Annotated in this window: 14 protein-coding genes; 13 read left to right on the forward strand and 1 reads right to left on the reverse strand. The window is 73.4% G+C overall.

The annotated features are described in order from the left end of the window. Nucleotides 1-44: 44 nt before the first annotated feature. From steA to AC3EU2_RS14965, 12 genes are all read left to right on the forward strand, one after another. Complete coding sequence (gene steA, locus AC3EU2_RS14910) at nucleotides 45-1,226, forward strand: putative cytokinetic ring protein SteA (RefSeq protein ID WP_488177067.1); 1,182 nt, start codon at nucleotides 45-47, stop codon at nucleotides 1,224-1,226. Continuing rightward, on the forward strand, nucleotides 1,223-2,176 hold the full coding sequence (locus AC3EU2_RS14915; protein ID WP_488177068.1) for a copper transporter: 954 nt from the start codon (nucleotides 1,223-1,225) through the stop codon (nucleotides 2,174-2,176). Before steA ends, AC3EU2_RS14915 begins: the two co-directional genes overlap by 4 nt. Continuing rightward, nucleotides 2,173-2,985: a hypothetical protein gene (locus AC3EU2_RS14920; RefSeq protein WP_488177069.1), complete on the forward strand. Its 813-nt coding sequence runs from the start codon at nucleotides 2,173-2,175 to the stop codon at nucleotides 2,983-2,985. Before AC3EU2_RS14915 ends, AC3EU2_RS14920 begins: the two co-directional genes overlap by 4 nt. Further along, complete coding sequence (gene murJ, locus AC3EU2_RS14925; protein WP_488177070.1) at nucleotides 2,982-4,631, forward strand: murein biosynthesis integral membrane protein MurJ; 1,650 nt, start codon at nucleotides 2,982-2,984, stop codon at nucleotides 4,629-4,631. The genes AC3EU2_RS14920 and murJ overlap by 4 nt, the downstream gene beginning before the upstream one ends. Beyond that, nucleotides 4,628-5,710 carry a glycosyltransferase family 4 protein gene (locus tag AC3EU2_RS14930; protein WP_488177071.1) on the forward strand — a complete coding sequence of 361 codons (1,083 nt, stop codon included), beginning with the start codon at nucleotides 4,628-4,630 and terminating at the stop codon, nucleotides 5,708-5,710. The genes murJ and AC3EU2_RS14930 overlap by 4 nt, the downstream gene beginning before the upstream one ends. Nucleotides 5,711-5,792: 82 nt before the next feature. Then, entirely contained in the window at nucleotides 5,793-7,502 is a 1,710-nt protein-coding gene (pyrG, locus tag AC3EU2_RS14935) for a CTP synthase (RefSeq protein ID WP_488177072.1), read from the forward strand. Beyond that, nucleotides 7,499-8,143 (forward strand): NUDIX domain-containing protein, encoded by a 645-nt coding sequence (locus AC3EU2_RS14940; protein ID WP_488177073.1) that lies wholly within the window; start codon nucleotides 7,499-7,501, stop codon nucleotides 8,141-8,143. Before pyrG ends, AC3EU2_RS14940 begins: the two co-directional genes overlap by 4 nt. After that, nucleotides 8,140-8,553, forward strand: coding sequence for a YchJ family protein (locus AC3EU2_RS14945; protein ID WP_488177074.1), 414 nt, complete (start codon nucleotides 8,140-8,142; stop codon nucleotides 8,551-8,553). Before AC3EU2_RS14940 ends, AC3EU2_RS14945 begins: the two co-directional genes overlap by 4 nt. Before the next feature lie 133 nt (nucleotides 8,554-8,686). Beyond that, nucleotides 8,687-9,232, forward strand: a complete 546-nt coding sequence (locus AC3EU2_RS14950) for a LysM peptidoglycan-binding domain-containing protein (protein WP_488177075.1) — start codon at nucleotides 8,687-8,689, stop codon at nucleotides 9,230-9,232. Between the two features lie 387 nt (nucleotides 9,233-9,619). Beyond that, nucleotides 9,620-11,461, forward strand: a complete 1,842-nt coding sequence (gene aspS, locus AC3EU2_RS14955; RefSeq protein WP_488177076.1) for an aspartate--tRNA ligase — start codon at nucleotides 9,620-9,622, stop codon at nucleotides 11,459-11,461. 1 nt (nucleotide 11,462) lies between these two features. After that, on the forward strand, nucleotides 11,463-12,107 hold the full coding sequence (locus tag AC3EU2_RS14960) for an HAD family hydrolase (protein ID WP_488177077.1): 645 nt from the start codon (nucleotides 11,463-11,465) through the stop codon (nucleotides 12,105-12,107). Beyond that, the gene (locus tag AC3EU2_RS14965; protein ID WP_488177078.1) at nucleotides 12,104-13,126 is read left to right on the forward strand and encodes a GTP pyrophosphokinase; all 1,023 of its coding nucleotides are present in this window, start codon (nucleotides 12,104-12,106) and stop codon (nucleotides 13,124-13,126) included. Before AC3EU2_RS14960 ends, AC3EU2_RS14965 begins: the two co-directional genes overlap by 4 nt. A gap of 31 nt (nucleotides 13,127-13,157) precedes the next feature. Here AC3EU2_RS14965 and AC3EU2_RS14970 read toward each other — a convergent pair whose 3' ends face one another. Further along, entirely contained in the window at nucleotides 13,158-13,973 is an 816-nt protein-coding gene (locus AC3EU2_RS14970) for an alpha/beta fold hydrolase (RefSeq protein WP_488177079.1), read from the reverse strand. A gap of 101 nt (nucleotides 13,974-14,074) precedes the next feature. On the opposite strand from AC3EU2_RS14970, the gene AC3EU2_RS14975 reads away from it, so the two are divergent. Continuing rightward, nucleotides 14,075-15,445: a replication-associated recombination protein A gene (locus AC3EU2_RS14975; protein ID WP_488177080.1), complete on the forward strand. Its 1,371-nt coding sequence runs from the start codon at nucleotides 14,075-14,077 to the stop codon at nucleotides 15,443-15,445. The last annotated feature ends 91 nt before the right edge of the window (nucleotides 15,446-15,536 follow it).

Genomic DNA, 15,536 nt, shown 5'->3' on the forward strand with positions numbered 1-15,536 from the left:
CGCCGTGCGCGAGCCCAGCAGGGGAGCGTGGCACGATGTGCGGGATGCCCTTCACGACCCGCATGCGCCGCGAACGTGACCCCGGCCCTGCCGGTGTCCACGGACCCGCACGCGTCGACCCGCGCACCAAGGACCTCACCAAGCGTCTCAAACCGGGCGACATCGCGGTGATCAACCACATCGACATCGACAAGGTCAGCGCCGAGGCCCTCGTGGCCTGCCGCCCCTCCGCGGTCGTCAACGCGGCCGCCTCCATCTCCGGGCGCTACCCCAACCTTGGCCCCGAGATCATCCTCGCCGCCGGCATCCCCCTCCTCGACTCCGTGGGCGAGGGCGTCATGTCCGTGGCCGAGGGCACCGTGGTTCGGCTCGAGGGCGACGACCTCCTCGCCGGCGACACGGTCGTGGCCAGCGGCGCCGCCCTGGACGCCTCGTCGGTGACGGACTCGATGAGTGAGGCCCGGGCCGGGCTCAACGACCAGCTCGAGGCGTTCGCGGCGAACACGATGGAGTACCTCAAGCAGGAGCGCGCGCTGCTCCTCGACGGGGTCGGCGTCCCCGACATCAGGACCGACCTCGACGGGCGACACGTCCTCATCGTCGTGCGTGGCTACCACTACAAGGAGGATCTGCAGATGCTGCGGTCCTACATCCGCGAGTTCAAGCCGATCCTCATCGGGGTCGACGGGGGAGCAGACGCCATCGTCGACGCCCGGCACAAGCCGGACCTCATCGTCGGGGACATGGACTCCGTGTCCGACGCGACCCTGCGCTGCGGAGCCGAGGTGGTCGTCCACGCCTACCGCGACGGTCGCGCGCCCGGGCTCGAACGGGTGCGCGCGCTCGGCGTCGAGCCGGTCGTCTTCCCCGCGACGGGGACGAGCGAGGACGTCGCGATGCTGCTCGCCGACGACAAGGGGGCCACCCTCATCGTCGCGGTCGGCACCCACGCCACCCTCGTGGAGTTCCTCGACAAGGGACGTTCCGGCATGGCGAGCACCTTCCTCACCCGGCTCCGGGTCGGCGGCAAGCTCGTCGACGCCAAGGGCGTGAGCCGGCTCTACCGCTCGCGGATCTCCGGCTCGTGGCTGGCTCTCATGGTCCTCGTCGGCCTCCTCGCCCTGGCCGCTGCCCTCTGGGCCACTCCCGGGGGCAAGGTCCTCCTCCAGGTGATCGGCGCCCGCCTCGACGATCTCTGGTCCGCCCTCGGAGGAATCTTCACGTGATCGACTTCCGCTACCACCTCGTCTCGATCGTCTCGATCTTCATGGCCCTGGCCGTGGGGATCGTCCTCGGCGCCGGCCCGCTCAAGGGCACGATCGGGGACACCCTCGCGACCGAGGTCACCCAGCTGCGCGAGGACCGGGCCGCCCTGCGCACCGAGCTCGACGCAGCCCGCAAGGGCTCGACGGCCCGCGACGACCTCACCCGCGACGCCGCGACCCGGCTCGTCGGGGGCACGCTCACCGGCACCAAGGTCGCCGTCGTCGTCCTGCCGCGCGCGGACGCCGACCACGTCAGCGAGGTCGAGGAGCTCCTCGCGACGGCGGGAGCCCAGGTCGTGTCGCGCACGACCGTCGAGGAGTCGTGGGTGCCGCAGGGCTCGGACGCGACGACGAAGCAGAGCACGCTCGCGACCGACCTGCGCCGCTCGCTCGGCCTGCCCCCGGCGGCGGAGTCCGACTCCACCCCGTTGGACGAGGTGCTCGCCGGCGCCCTCGTCGACAGGGAGGCCGCCGAGGTCAGCGACGCGGCCAAGGCCGCGCTCGACTCGCTCGCGAGCGAGAAGCTCATCGACGTCGAGACGGCCGACCTCGCGCGGGCCACCACGGCCGTCGTCATCGGCGGGACGGTCCGGGGCGACGTCGTCGCCGACCGCGACCTTGCCGCCACCCGGCTCGCCTCCCTCGCCCTGGCCCTCGACGCCAGCGGCCGCGGAGCGGTCCTCGCGTCCGACGTCGGTGTCTCCGGGTTCCAGGGGACGTCCTCGGTCGTGCGGGCCGCTCGCGGCGACGCGGGCACGTCGCGTGCGCTCTCCACCGTCGACGACGTGAGCCTGCCGCTGGGACAGGTCAGCGTCGTGTACGCCCTCGTCCAGCAGCTCGGCGGAGGCGTCGGACAGTACGGCCTCGGTGACGGCGTGTCCGCCGGCTACCCGCCGATCCCGGCGCCGTGAGCCGGCGCCCGCTCGCGGCCGCTCTCGTCGCCGGAGCTGTCGCCGCCGGCGGGATGAAGCTGCGGCACCGGCTCCCGGCCGCGACGCTCGCCCGGTGGGACCGCACCAACCACGCCGGCTCGACCGTGACGCTGCTCGAAGGGCCCGTGTACGCCCTCGCGTCCGCCCTCGGCGGGGTCGCCGGCGGCCGACCGGTCCTCCCCGTGCTCACCGTGAGCCTGGGGGTCGGTGCCTTCGGTGCCCTCGACGACCTGGCCGGCGACTCGACGAGCAAGGGTCTCAAGGGACACCTCGGCGCACTGTCGCGCGGCGAGGTCACCACCGGGGCCGTCAAGATCATCGGTCTCGGCGCGACCGGCCTCGTCGGGGCCGCGCTGGCCGACCGCGTGACCGGCCGGGACCCGGTCGCCACCCTCGTCGCCGGCGCCGCGATCGCGGGCGCGGCCAACGTCGCCAACCTCCTCGACCTGCGCCCCGGGCGCACCCTCAAGGCCGTCACCCTCGCCGCCGTGCCCCTGCTCGTGCCCCCGTCTGCGAGTGGAGCCGCGACCGCGGCGGCAGCCCTCGGGGCCGCCGCGGGCACCGCCCGGGGAGACCTGCGTGGGGACTCGATGCTCGGCGACACCGGGGCCAACACCGCCGGAGCCCTCGTCGGGCTCGCCCTCGTCGAACGCCTCGGCGTGCGAGGACGGCTCGTCGTGCTCGGCGTCAGCGCCGTCCTCACCGTCTTCTCGGAGCGGGTGTCGTTCAGCGCGGTCATCGAGGACACCCCGCCGCTGCGCCGTCTCGACCGCTGGGGTCGCCCGTGACCGGCCGCGCCGTCGGGCAGTCCGTGGCGCGCGCCGCCGTCGTCGTCGCGGTCGCCACCCTCCTCGCCCGCCTCGCGGGGTTCCTGCGGACCCTCGTCTTCTCGAACAGCGTGGGCACCAGCCCGGTCGGTGACGCCTACCAGACCGTCAACACGCTGCCCAACGTCGTCTACGAGGTCGCCGCCGGCGGTGCCCTGGCCGCGATCGCGGTGCCGCTGGTCGCGGGCCGGCTCGGTGCGGGTCACCGAGAGGACTCCGCCCGCAGCGCCTCCGCGCTGCTCACGTGGGCCGTGGTCATCCTCGTCCCCCTTGCCGGCGTCGTCTTCGTCGCGGCGCCGTGGCTCAGCGAGCTCCTGCTCGACGACACGGTCCGCCCCGGCAGCGTCGACCTCGGCACGAGGATGCTGCGGATCTTCGCGCCCCAGGTGGCCCTCTACGGCATCGGTGTCGTGCTCGCCGGTGTCCTGCAGGCGCACCGGCGCTTCCTCGCCGCGGCCCTGGCACCCCTGCTCTCGAGCCTCGTCGTCATGGGCGCCTACGTCGCCTACGGGCGGCTGGTCGACGGTTCGGTCGGTGCCGACGACGTCGGCGACGCAGCCGTCTGGGTCCTCGCCGGCGGCACCACGCTCGGCGTCGTCGTCCTCAGCCTGCCGCTGCTCGTGCCGGCGCTGCGCACGGGGATCCGGCTGCGCCCCACGCTGACGTTCCCGGGAGGGCTGGGCAGCCGCGCCGCCCAGCTCGCCGGCGCCGGTGTCCTCGCCCTCGCGGCGCAGCAGGTCACCGTCGCCCTGACGTTGTGGCTCACCCACGCGCCCCGCACGATCGACATCGGCGTCGTCAACACCTACGCCTACATCCAGGCCGTCTACCTGCTCCCGTATGCCGTCCTCGCGGTGCCCGTGGCGACCGCGGCCTTCCCGGCGCTCGCCCACGCGGAGGGTGCGAGCGAGGACGCCCCGGCGGAGTCCGGCGCGCCCGCGACGCTGGCGCGCAGCCTGCGCGCGATCATCCTGCTCACGTCCGGCGCGGCCGCGGCGCTCATCACCGTGGCCCGGCCGGTCGGGGACTTCTTCCTCGCCTGGGACCGGGGGAGCGCCGGCGCCGGCCGCGAGGCGCTCGGCGCGCTCCCGGGTGGCCTGGCGGCCTACGCGCCGGGACTCGTCGGGTTCAGCGTCGCCGCGCTCCTGACCCGGGCGCTCTACGTCCGCGGCCGACCCCTGCACGGGGCGGTCGCCGTCGCCCTCGGCTGGCTGCTGGCCGGCCTCCTTCCCCTGGCGTGGATCCCCGACGGGTCCGACGCCGGGACGACCCTGGGTGTCCTCGGCATCTCGTCGACCTTCGGCATGACGACGTCGGCGGTGGTGCTGGGCGTCCTCGTGCGCCGGGAGTGGGGCTCCGGGGCCCTCGCGGGCAGCGGCCGCACGATCGGTGCCGCCGTCGTCGCCGCCGCCGTGGCGATCGCCGTGGGTGACTCGGTCGCCCGGGTCATCGACACGTCGGGCGTGCTCGGGGCGCTGTTCACCGGCGTCGTCGTCGGCGGTCTCACCATGGTCGTCCACGTCCTCGTCATGTCCCTCGCCGACCGCTCGCTGGTGCAGGAGCTGCGCGAACGCGGTCGCCGCCGCCGGAAGGAGCCCACGTCGTGAGAGTCGCCCTCGTCATGGGGACGAGCGCCGGGGGCACCGGGCGTCACGTCCACGACCTCGCCTCCGGCCTCGTCGGCTCGGGCCACGACGTCGTCGTGCTCGCACCCGCCGGCGAGCTCGACCAGTTCGCCTTCGGCGCGACCGGCGCCGGCACGGTCGAGCTCACCGTCTCCGACCGTCCTCACCCGACCCGGGACGCCCGAGCCCTCGCGACCCTGCGCGACGTGCTCCGCGGCGCGGACGTCGTGCACGCGCACGGCGCGCGCGTCGGTGCGCTCTCCGCGGCGGCCGTCCTCGGCAACAGCACGCCGCTCGTCGTCACCCTCCACAACGCGTCACCCGGCCGAGGTCTCGCCGGCCGCATCCACGCGGTCCTCGAGCGCGTCGTCGCCCGGGGTTCCGACCTCGTGCTCGGCGTGTCCGCCGACATCGTCGACGTGCAACGCGGGCTGGGTGCGAACCGCGCGGAGCTCGCGGTGATCGCTGCCTCGCCGCCCGCACCGGCGACCCGCGACCGCTTCGCCGTGCGCCAGTCCCTCGGGATCGGCGGTCGCACCATGCTGCTCGTCTCCGTCGCCCGACTCGCCCCCCAGAAGGACCTCGACCTCCTCGTCGACGCCGTCGCGGAGATGCTCGGCCGACACGATATCGACGTCCTCGCCGCCGTCGCCGGAGACGGGCCCGACCGGGACCGGCTGCAGCAGCGCATCGACGCGGCCGCGGTGCCGGTGCGCCTCCTCGGCCACCGCACCGACGTGGCCGACCTCATCGCCGCGGCCGACGCGGTGGTGTCGACCGCGCGGTGGGAGGGCCAGCCGGTCGGGCTCCAAGAGGCCCTGCACGCAGGGGCCGCCATCGTCGCCACCGACGCGGGCGGCACCGGTGCCGTCGTCGGTGACGCCGCGATCCTCGTCCCGGTCGGTGACGTCGCGTCGATGGCCCGCGCGCTCGCCGACGTGCTGCTCCACGGCGCGGTGCGCGACGACCTGCGCTCTCGCGCCATCTCGCGCGGAGGTGAGCTCCCGACGAGTGCGGACGCGCTCGCCGCCGCGCTCACGGCATACGCGTCCGTCCTGTGACCCGCCGGGACACTCCGCGACCGGGCGGATTCCGGTGGGTCGCCGCAGGGGCGGCCCCGTCGATGACGTATCGTTGAAGCCCGTGGTGGCCCAGACGAAACAGATCTTCGTGACCGGAGGCGTTGCCTCTTCGCTCGGCAAGGGCCTCACGGCATCCAGCCTCGGATTCCTGCTCCGCTCGCGCGGCCTGCGAGTGACGATGCAGAAGCTCGACCCCTACCTCAACGTGGACCCCGGGACGATGAACCCGTTCCAGCACGGGGAGGTGTTCGTCACCGACGACGGGTCCGAGACCGACCTCGACGTGGGGCACTACGAGCGCTTCCTCGACCGGAACCTCATCGGCAAGGCCAACGTCACGACCGGTCAGGTCTACAACAAGGTCATCGCCAAGGAGCGGCGCGGTGAGTACCTCGGCGACACCGTCCAGGTCATCCCGCACATCACCAACGAGATCAAGGATCGGATGCGGGCCCAGGCGGCCGGCGCCCCCGACGTCGACGACCGCGAGGCGCCCGACGTCATCATCACCGAGATCGGGGGGACCGTCGGCGACATCGAGAGCCTGCCCTTCCTCGAGGCCGCTCGCCAGGTGCGTCACGACCTCGGCCGCGACAACGTCTTCTTCCTCCACGTCTCGCTCGTGCCGTACCTCGCGCCGAGCGGCGAGCTGAAGACCAAGCCGACCCAGCACTCCGTCGCGGCCCTGCGCCAGGTCGGCATCCAGCCCGACGCCCTCGTGCTGCGGGCGGACCGCGAGATCCCCGACGGGATCAAGCGCAAGATCTCGCTCATGTGCGACGTCGACACCGAGGGCGTGGCCGCCTGCGTCGACGCGCCGAGCATCTACGACATCCCCAAGGTCCTGCACCGGGAAGGTCTCGACGCGTACGTCATCCGGCGGCTCGGCCTGACGTTCCGCGACGTCGACTGGAGCGACTGGGACCGGCTGCTCGACCGGGTCCACAACCCCGAGCACCGGGTCGAGGTCGCGCTCGTCGGCAAGTACGTCGACCTGCCCGACGCCTACCTGTCCGTGACGGAGGCGCTGCGCGCCGGCGGCTTCCACCACGACGCCAAGGTGGCGATCCGCTGGGTCGCCAGCGACGAGTGCCAGACCCCTTCCGGGGCCCAGAAGGCCCTGGGCGGGGTCGACGCCGTGCTCGTGCCCGGCGGCTTCGGGGTCCGCGGCATCGAGGGCAAGCTCGGGGCCCTCACGTGGGCGCGTGAGCACCGCGTGCCGACCCTGGGCATCTGCCTCGGTCTGCAGTGCATGGTCATCGAGTACGCGCGCAACGTCGCCGGCATCGAGGGCGCGAGCTCGACCGAGTTCGACCCGGAGACACCGGCTCCCGTCGTCGCGACGATGGAGGAGCAGAAGGCGTTCGTCGACGGTGCGGGCGACCTCGGCGGCACGATGCGCCTGGGCTCGCAGCGCGCCGACCTCGTCGCCGGCTCGGTCGTGGCGACCGTCTACGGCGCGACGAGTGCCGACGAGCGCCACCGCCACCGCTACGAGGTCAACGACGCGTACCGCCAGCAGCTCGTCGACGCCGGTCTGCGGATCTCGGGCACGCATCCCGAGCTGGGCCTCGTCGAGTTCGTCGAGCTCGCGCCCGAGGACCACCCGTACTACGTGGCGACGCAGGCGCACCCGGAGTTCAAGTCGCGCCCGACGCGGGCGCACCCCCTCTTCGCCGGCCTCGTCGGTGCGGCGATCGAGGAGCAGCGCGCGGCCCGGCTCGTCGAGGTGGAGCGTCCCAAGGTGGCCGTCGAGGTCGACGCCCCGTGACCGCCGGGCGGCTGGCCGACGAGTTCGACCCGCAGCCCGTGCGAAGCACCGAGGTCGTCCATCAGGGCCGCGTGTGGGACGTCGTGCGCGACGAGGTGGACCTCGGTGACGCCGGGAGCCACGTGCGCGAGTACGTGCGCCACCCCGGCGCCGTCGCCGTCCTCGCCATCGACGACGACCGCCGCATCTGCCTCATCCAGCAGTACCGCCACCCCATCCGCACCCGCGACTGGGAGGCGCCGGCCGGGCTCCTCGACGTGCCCGGCGAGCCGCCCTGGGAGGCGGCGGCGCGCGAGCTGCACGAGGAGGCCGACCTCGTCGCGGGGCGGTACGACGTCCTGCTCGACCTCCGACCCTCGCCCGGAGGCCTCGACGAGGCGATCCGCGTCTACCTCGCCCGCGACCTCACCTCGGTCGCCGACGAGCACCGGCACGTCCGCGAGGCGGAGGAGCACGGTATGCCGTGTGTCTGGGTCGCGCTCGACGAGGCGGTGGCCGCGGTGCTCGAGGGCCGCGTCCAGAACGGCATCGTCGCCGCGTCCGTCCTCGCCGCCCACGTCGCGCAGGAGCGGGGCTGGAGCACCCTGCGGCCGCACGACGCTCCGTGGCCCCAGGGCCCCGACGGCGCGCAGCGGGCGTGACCGGCGCGCCCGACGCCGCCCCCTGCCCGTGCGGCGGCATGCCGGACGGGGCGGCGCTCGCGGCCTGCTGCGGCCCGTTCCTCGCCGGTGAGGCCTGGCCCCCGACACCGGAGGCGGTGATGCGGTCGCGCTACACGGCATACGCCCTGGGGGACCGCGACCACCTCTTCCGCACGTGGCACCCCGCCACCCGACCCCGGGACGTCGAGGTGGAGGGGTCGCTCGTCTGGACCGGCCTCGACGTCCTCTCGGCCGACGGTGACGAGGTGGAGGGCACCGTGGAGTTCGCGGCGCACTGGACCTCCGGAGAGGGCCGCCTCCGGCAGCGCGGTGCGGTCCGCGAACGCAGCACGTTCACCCGACGGGCCGGACGCTGGATGTACCGCGACGGTCGGGACCCCTTGGCCTGAGCGGCGCCGATTGCCCTGCCGACCCCCCGTGTCCGCGGGGATCGCGCAGGTAGCGTCAAGTGGCTCCCGACCTCGGTCGGGAGTGCCCCGCGGTCACGCGGCCCGGGGCCACGCCACCGGAAGGACCAGCCCCATGGGTTTCCTGGACGACCTCAAGAAGGGCCTCGGCTTCGACGACGACAACGACGCCGTCACCGAGGCCACGAAGCAGGCGGACGAGGCCAAGAAGAAGGCCGACGACGCTGCCGAGAAGGCCCGCACGGAGAGCGGCGAGAAGGCCGAGGAGGCCCGCAGGGAGGCCGACGAGGCCGCGGCCGAGGCCACGAGGAAGCGGGCCGAGGCCGACCGTGCCGCGAAGGAGGCGGCCGAGCGTGCCGGCACCCCGGCTCCCGTCCCCACGGCACCTGCCCCGGCACCGAAGGCCCCCGCCCCGGCACAGAAGGCCCCCGCCCCGGCACCCAAGGCCCCCGCCCCGGCACCGAAGGCCCCCGCCCCGGCACCGAAGGCGCCCGCCCCGGCACCGAAGGCGGCGCAGCGCACGTACACCGTGAAGAGGGGCGACACGCTCTCCGAGATCGGCGAGAAGTACGGCGTGAGCTGGAAGAAGATCGCGAAGGCCAACGACATCGACAACCCCGACCTCATCTTCCCCGGCCAGAAGTTCGTCATCCCCGACTGACCGACCGGCTCGGACAGCCAGCCCGCGGGGCCGCACCAGGACGACGTGGTGCGGCCCCGCTTCCCTGCGTCCGCAACCCTGGTCGGGAACTCGACCACCTTTGCGGGCGCAGGCGTCGCGGCTCGCGGCAGCGTCCGCAACCTTGGTCGGGAACTCGACCACCTTTGCGGACGCAGGCGTCGCGGGTCACCGCAGCGTCCGCAACCCTGGTCGGGAACTCGACCACCTTTGCGGACGCAGGGGTCGCGGGTCATGGCAGCGTCCGCAACCCTGGTCGGGAACTCGACCACCTTTGCGGACGCAGGGCGGCAACTGCGGTTCGTGCCGCGGGGAGGCGACTCCGTAGGATGACGGGGTTCATCCAACCCCCGTCCCGAAGGACCACCTGTGCTCCGCACCCATGAGGCCGGCACCCTGCGCGCCGACCACACCGAAGACACCGTCACGCTCACCGGCTGGGTGGCCAGGCGTCGCGATCACGGGGGAGTGGCCTTCATCGACCTGCGGGACGCCAGCGGCGTCGTCCAGGTCGTCGCCCGCGACGAGGTCCTCACCGGTGCCGCGCACGACCTGCGTGCCGAGTTCTGCATCAAGGTGACCGGCGCCGTCGTCGCCCGGACCGCGTCCAACGTCAACGCCGACCTGCCGACCGGCGAGGTCGAGGTCGTCGCGACGGCCATCGACGTCCTCGCGCCGAGCGCACCGCTGCCGTTCCAGATCGACGAGCGCGTCACGGTCGGCGAGGAGGCGCGTCTCAAGCACCGCTACCTCGACCTGCGCCGTCCCGGCGCGTCCTCGGCGGGCGCCGCGTTGCGGCTGCGCTCCAAGGTCAACGCGGCGGCCCGTCGGGTCCTCGGCGACCGCGACTTCGTCGAGATCGAGACCCCGACGCTCACCCGGTCCACCCCTGAGGGCGCACGCGACTTCCTCGTGCCGGCCCGTCTGGCGCCCGGCTCCTGGTACGCGCTCCCGCAGAGCCCGCAGCTGTTCAAGCAGCTGCTCATGGTGGCCGGCATGGAGCGCTACTACCAGATCGCCCGCTGCTACCGCGACGAGGACTTCCGCGCGGACCGCCAGCCCGAGTTCACGCAGCTCGACGTCGAGATGTCGTTCGTCGAGCAGGCGGACGTGCTCGAGCTCGGCGAGGCGATCGTCGCCGAGGTCTGGAAGCTCATCGGGGTCGACCTCACGACGCCGTTCGAGCAGATGACCTACGCCGACGCGATGAAGCGCTTCGGCTCCGACAAGCCCGACCTGCGCTTCGGCAACGAGCTCGTCGAGTGCACCGCGTACTTCGCGAACACGCCGTTCCGGGTGTTCCAGGCCGACTACGTCGGTGCCGTCGTCATGCCCGGCGGCGCGAGCCAGCCGCGCAAGCAGCTCGACGCGTGGCAGGACTGGGCCAGGAGCCGGGGCGCCAAGGGCCTGGCCTACGTCCTCGTCGGCGACGACGGGGAGCTCGGCGGCCCCGTCGCCAAGAACCTCTCCGACGAGGAGAAGGCCGGACTCGCCGCTCACGTCGGTGCACAGCCCGGCGACTGCGTCTTCTTCGCCGCCGGCCCCACCAAGTCGTCGCGGGCGCTGCTCGGTGCGGCGCGTCTCGAGATCGGCAAGCGCTGCGAGCTCATCGACGAGGACGCCTGGTCCTTCCTCTGGGTCCTCGACGCGCCGCTGTTCGAGCCCACGTCGGAGGCGGTCGCCGCCGGTGACGTCGCCGTCGGTGCGGGAGCGTGGACGGCAGTGCACCACGCGTTCACATCGCCCAAGGCCGAGTTCATGGACAGCTTCGACACCGACCCGGGTCCGGCGCTGGCCTACGCCTACGACATGGTCTGCAACGGCAACGAGATCGGCGGCGGCTCGATCCGTATCCACCGGCGCGACGTGCAGGAGCGCGTCTTCGCCGTCATGGGCCTGTCCGAGGAGGAGGCGCAGGAGAAGTTCGGCTTCCTCCTCGACGCCTTCCAGTTCGGCGCGCCCCCTCACGGCGGCGTCGCCTTCGGCTGGGACCGCATCGTCTCGCTCCTCGCCGGGACCGAGTCGATCCGCGACGTCATCGCCTTCCCCAAGTCCGGTGGCGGCTACGACCCGCTCACCGCGGCGCCGGCGCCGATCACGCCGGAGCAGCGCAAGGAAGCCGGCGTCGACGCCACCCCGGAGCAGCCCGGGCAGGCGGAGCAGCCGGGGCAGTCGGGGCAGCCCGAGCCGCCCGCCGCACAGCGGGCCTGAGATGACCCGCGCGGCCCTCCTCGACACCGCCGACGACCGGCCTCTGCTCGCGGCACGGCCGGTCCGGGTGCTGTTGTGGGACGCCGACGGCGTGCTCCAGCACCCGCGCCACGAGTGGGCGCCGAGGTTGGCCGCGTGGGGCGGGGACGGCTTCGCCGCGGCCCTGTTCGCCGCGGAGGTGCCGGCCCTGCGGGGTGAGGTGCCGTTCCGCGAGGCCCTGGCCGACCTGCTCACCGCGTGGCCCGACGTCACCGCGGGGGTCGACGACCTCCTCACCCTGTGGGAGCAGGTCGACCCCGACCCCGAGGCCGTCGGCCTCGTGGCCGAGGTCGCCGCCTCCGGAGTCCGCTGCGTCCTCGCGACCAACCAGCAGGACCACCGCAAGGCCTACCTGCGTCGACGCTTCGGCTACGACGACGTCTTCGAGCGGTCCTTCTACTCGTGCGACCTCGGTGCGATGAAGCCCGAGACGGCCTACTTCGCGCGGGTGCTCGATGCGCTGGACGTCGACGCGGCCGACGTCGGGTTCGTCGACGACCGGTTGGACAACGTCGTCACGGCCCGGGAGCTCGGCATCCGCGCGGTCCACCACGACCCGGAGTCGGGAGTTTCCGGGCTCCGCTCGGCGCTGGGGTGGCCGGCATGAGCGACGACCTCACCCCGAACCCGACCTCGGACGCGGTGCACCATGCCGTGCAGCGCTACGCCGAGCTGCATCCCGAGATCCGCCAGGTGGCCGACGAGTTCGTGGCCATGGTCACCGGGATGCTCGACGACGCCGGCATCAACTACGTCAGCGTCACGGGGCGCGCCAAGAGCGTGGCCTCGTTCGCGGGCAAGGCCGCCCGGGCCGTCGACGGCGTGCCGATCTACACCGACCCGCTCGACGAGATCACCGACCAGATCGGCGTGCGCGTCGTCACCTACCTCCAGGGCGACGTCGCCGCCGTGGCCGAGCTGCTGGCGGGGGAGCTCAGCGTGCTCGACGACCGCGACCTCGGGCAGGAGACGGCCCTCGAGGGTCGCTTCGGCTACGCGAGCCGGCACCTCCTCGTCACCCTGGCCGACGAGGACGTCGACGCGGCCTACGCCCACCTCCGAGGACGGTCGGCCTCGGTGCAGGTGCGCACGATCCTCCAGCACGCCTGGGCCGAGTTCGAGCACGACGTGCGCTACAAGGGCTCGGTTCCGGCAGCCGACGTCTCCGACCTCGACCGCCGGTTCACCCTCGCGGCCGGCCTGCTCGAGCTCGCCGACCGCGAGTTCACGGCCATCCGCGACCGGCTCCAGGCCGGCGTCTCGGAGCAGGACCTCGAGACCGTCGGCGACGACCCGCGGATCAGCGGTCCGGACCTCGCCGCCTTCCTCTCCGCCCACTTCCAGGACGCCGGCTGGTCGCGCACCGACCACTACTCGTGGATCTCCGGCCTGCTGCTCGAGCTCGGCATCACCTCGCTCGACGAGCTGGCCGGCCTGCTCGGGTCCATCGACGTCGAGGGGATCGACGAACGCATGGGCTACCGCTATCCCGCGGGCGCCGTGCGACGTCTCGACGACGTGCTGCTCGCGGTGTTCGGCCCCCGCTACATCGGGCTGCACGGCAACAGCCACCGCATCGAGTCGCTCACGGCGCGCCTCGAGAAGGTGCGCCCCTCCCAGGCCTGAAACCGGGGCTTCCCGGGCTGGCCTGCGCTCCTCAGCGGGTGAGGAAGGCCACGAGGGCGTCGTTGAACTCCTGTGCGTGGCTGACGTTGATGCCGTGCGGTCCCGACTCCACGACGACGAGCTCGCACCCCGGGATGGCGTCGTGGGTGCGCTGGCCCGACACCTCCACGGGCACGATGGCGTCGCTGTCCCCGTGGATGACCAGGGTCGGCACGGTGATCGACGCGACGTCCTCGGTGAAGTCCTCGAGCCAGGACCCGATGCACGCCACGGCGGCATCGAGGTCGGCCTGCGCGGCGAGGCGCAGTGCGGACTGCCGCTGCTCCTGCGTCACCTTGAGCTCGCCGGCGGCGCTGAAGAAGTTCGTCATGAACTCGTCGAGGAACGCCTCGCGGTCCGCCCGCAGGCCCTGCTGCATCCCTTCGGCGTCGGAGCGCGGCAGGCCTCCGTCGGGGTTGTCGTCGCTCTGGAGGAGCCACGGGGGGATGGCGGAGGCGAAGACGGCACTGCTCACCCGGTCCTGCCCCTGGGTGCCGAGGTAGCGCGCGACCTCGCCGCCACCCATCGAGAAGCCGACGAGCGAGACGTCCCGCAGGTCGAGCTCCTCGATGAGCGCCGCCAGGTCGGCGGTGAGGGCGTCGTAGTCGTAGCGCCCGTCGGGAGCCGGGGCCGAGTCGCCGAAGCCGCGACGGTCGTAGGTGATGACGCGCAGGCCGGCGGCAGTGAGCGCGGGCACGGTGTCGGCCCACGAAGCGCCGCTCAGCGGCCAGCCGTGGACGAGGACGACGGGGCGCCCGTCGCCGCCGGTGTCCTCGCGGTGCACGGCGACGGTCGAGATGTCGGACATGGGTTCACCCTTCGACGATCCTGTGGTCGTCCTTCACCCTACGCAGCGGCGCCGCGCGACGGGCGGGAAGGCTGACCGGCGGCGACGGTTAGGCTGCTTCGGTGCCAGCCGGTGACGACCTCTTCGCGTCCACGGACGGGGGCGGGGGCTCCCTGCTCCCGCCGCTGGCCGTCCGCATGCGCCCGGCCTCGATCGACGAGGTGCGCGGCCAGGGCGACATCCTCCGGCCCGGCAGCCCGCTGCGGCGCCTCATCGAGGGCTCGGGTGGCACGGCCGGCCCGCTGAGCGCGATCCTCTGGGGCCCACCGGGCACCGGCAAGACCACCCTCGCCCACCTGGTCGCCACCGCGGCCCACCGCGAGTTCGTCGAGCTCTCCGCCGTCACCGCGGGTGTCAAGGACGTCCGGGCGGTCATGGAGGGGGCAGCGCGCAACCGCGACCTCTACGACCGCCAGACGGTCCTCTTCCTCGACGAGATCCACCGCTTCACCAAGGCCCAGCAGGACGCGCTGCTGCCGGGGGTCGAGACCCGCCAGGTCATCCTCGTCGCCGCGACGACCGAGAACCCGTCGTTCGCCGTCATCGCCCCGCTGCTCTCCCGCTCGATGCTCATCACGCTCACCTCCCTCGACGACGCCCAGGTCGCCGACGTCCTCGACTCCGCGGTGAGCGACCCGCGCGGTCTCGACGCGGCATACGCGCTGTCCGACGAGGCACGCGAGCACCTCGTCCGCATCGCCGGCGGTGACGCCCGCCGTGCGCTCACCTCGCTCGAGGCCGCCGCCGGGGTGGCGCTCGACGACGCCCCCGCGGGACGCGACGACGGCGTGCCGCTCAGCATCACCCTCGCCCACGCCGAGCAGGCGGTGGCGCAGGCGATGGTCCGCTACGACAAGACCGGGGACCAGCACTACGACGTGGCGTCCGCGTTCATCAAGTCGATGCGCGGCTCCGACGTCGACGCCGCGCTGCACTACCTCGCCCGCCAGCTCGAGGCCGGCGAGGACCCGCGGTTCATCGCCCGCCGGATCGTCATCGCCGCGAGCGAGGACGTCGGCATGGGTGACCCCACGGCGCTGCAGACGGCGGTCGCGGCGCTGCACGCCGTCGCGCAGATCGGCATGCCGGAGGCTCGGATCATCCTCGCGCAGGCCGTCGTCCACAACGCGCTCGCACCCAAGAGCAACGCGGCGTATACCGGGATCAACGCCGCGATCGCCGACATCCGTGCCGGGCGTGGGGGAGCGGTGCCACCCCACCTGCGCGGCAGCGGGTATGCCGGTGCCACCCGTCTCGGGCACGGCAAGGGCTACGTCTACGCCCACGACGAGGCGGACGGCGTGGCCCGGCAGCAGTACCTGCCGGACGACCTGCACGGCAGCACCGACTACTACCAGCCGACCGATCGCGGCTTCGAGGCCCGGCTGCAGGAGCGGTGGACCTGGCTGAAGGACCGCCTCGGGCGCGGCTGACCCAGTCTTCGCTCCCCACGGTTCCCTCGGCCGGCAGGCCCCGAGGAACGCGGCGGCGCCGGTGGACGTGCGCCACGTAGGATTCACCGGT

Source organism: Knoellia sp. B-D-2 (genome assembly GCF_057714695.1).

What these genes read in the sequence shown, in the direction of transcription:
- AC3EU2_RS14950 (WP_488177075.1), top strand. Translation starts at nt 8,687, where the DNA reads ATGGGTTTCCTGGACGACCTCAAGAAGGGCCTCGGCTTCGACGACGAC.
- AC3EU2_RS14960 (WP_488177077.1), top strand. Translation starts at nt 11,463, where the DNA reads ATGACCCGCGCGGCCCTCCTCGACACCGCCGACGACCGGCCTCTGCTC.
- AC3EU2_RS14965 (WP_488177078.1), top strand. Translation starts at nt 12,104, where the DNA reads ATGAGCGACGACCTCACCCCGAACCCGACCTCGGACGCGGTGCACCAT.
- AC3EU2_RS14970 (WP_488177079.1), bottom strand. Translation starts at nt 13,973, where the DNA reads ATGTCCGACATCTCGACCGTCGCCGTGCACCGCGAGGACACCGGCGGC.
- steA (WP_488177067.1), top strand. Translation starts at nt 45, where the DNA reads ATGCCCTTCACGACCCGCATGCGCCGCGAACGTGACCCCGGCCCTGCC.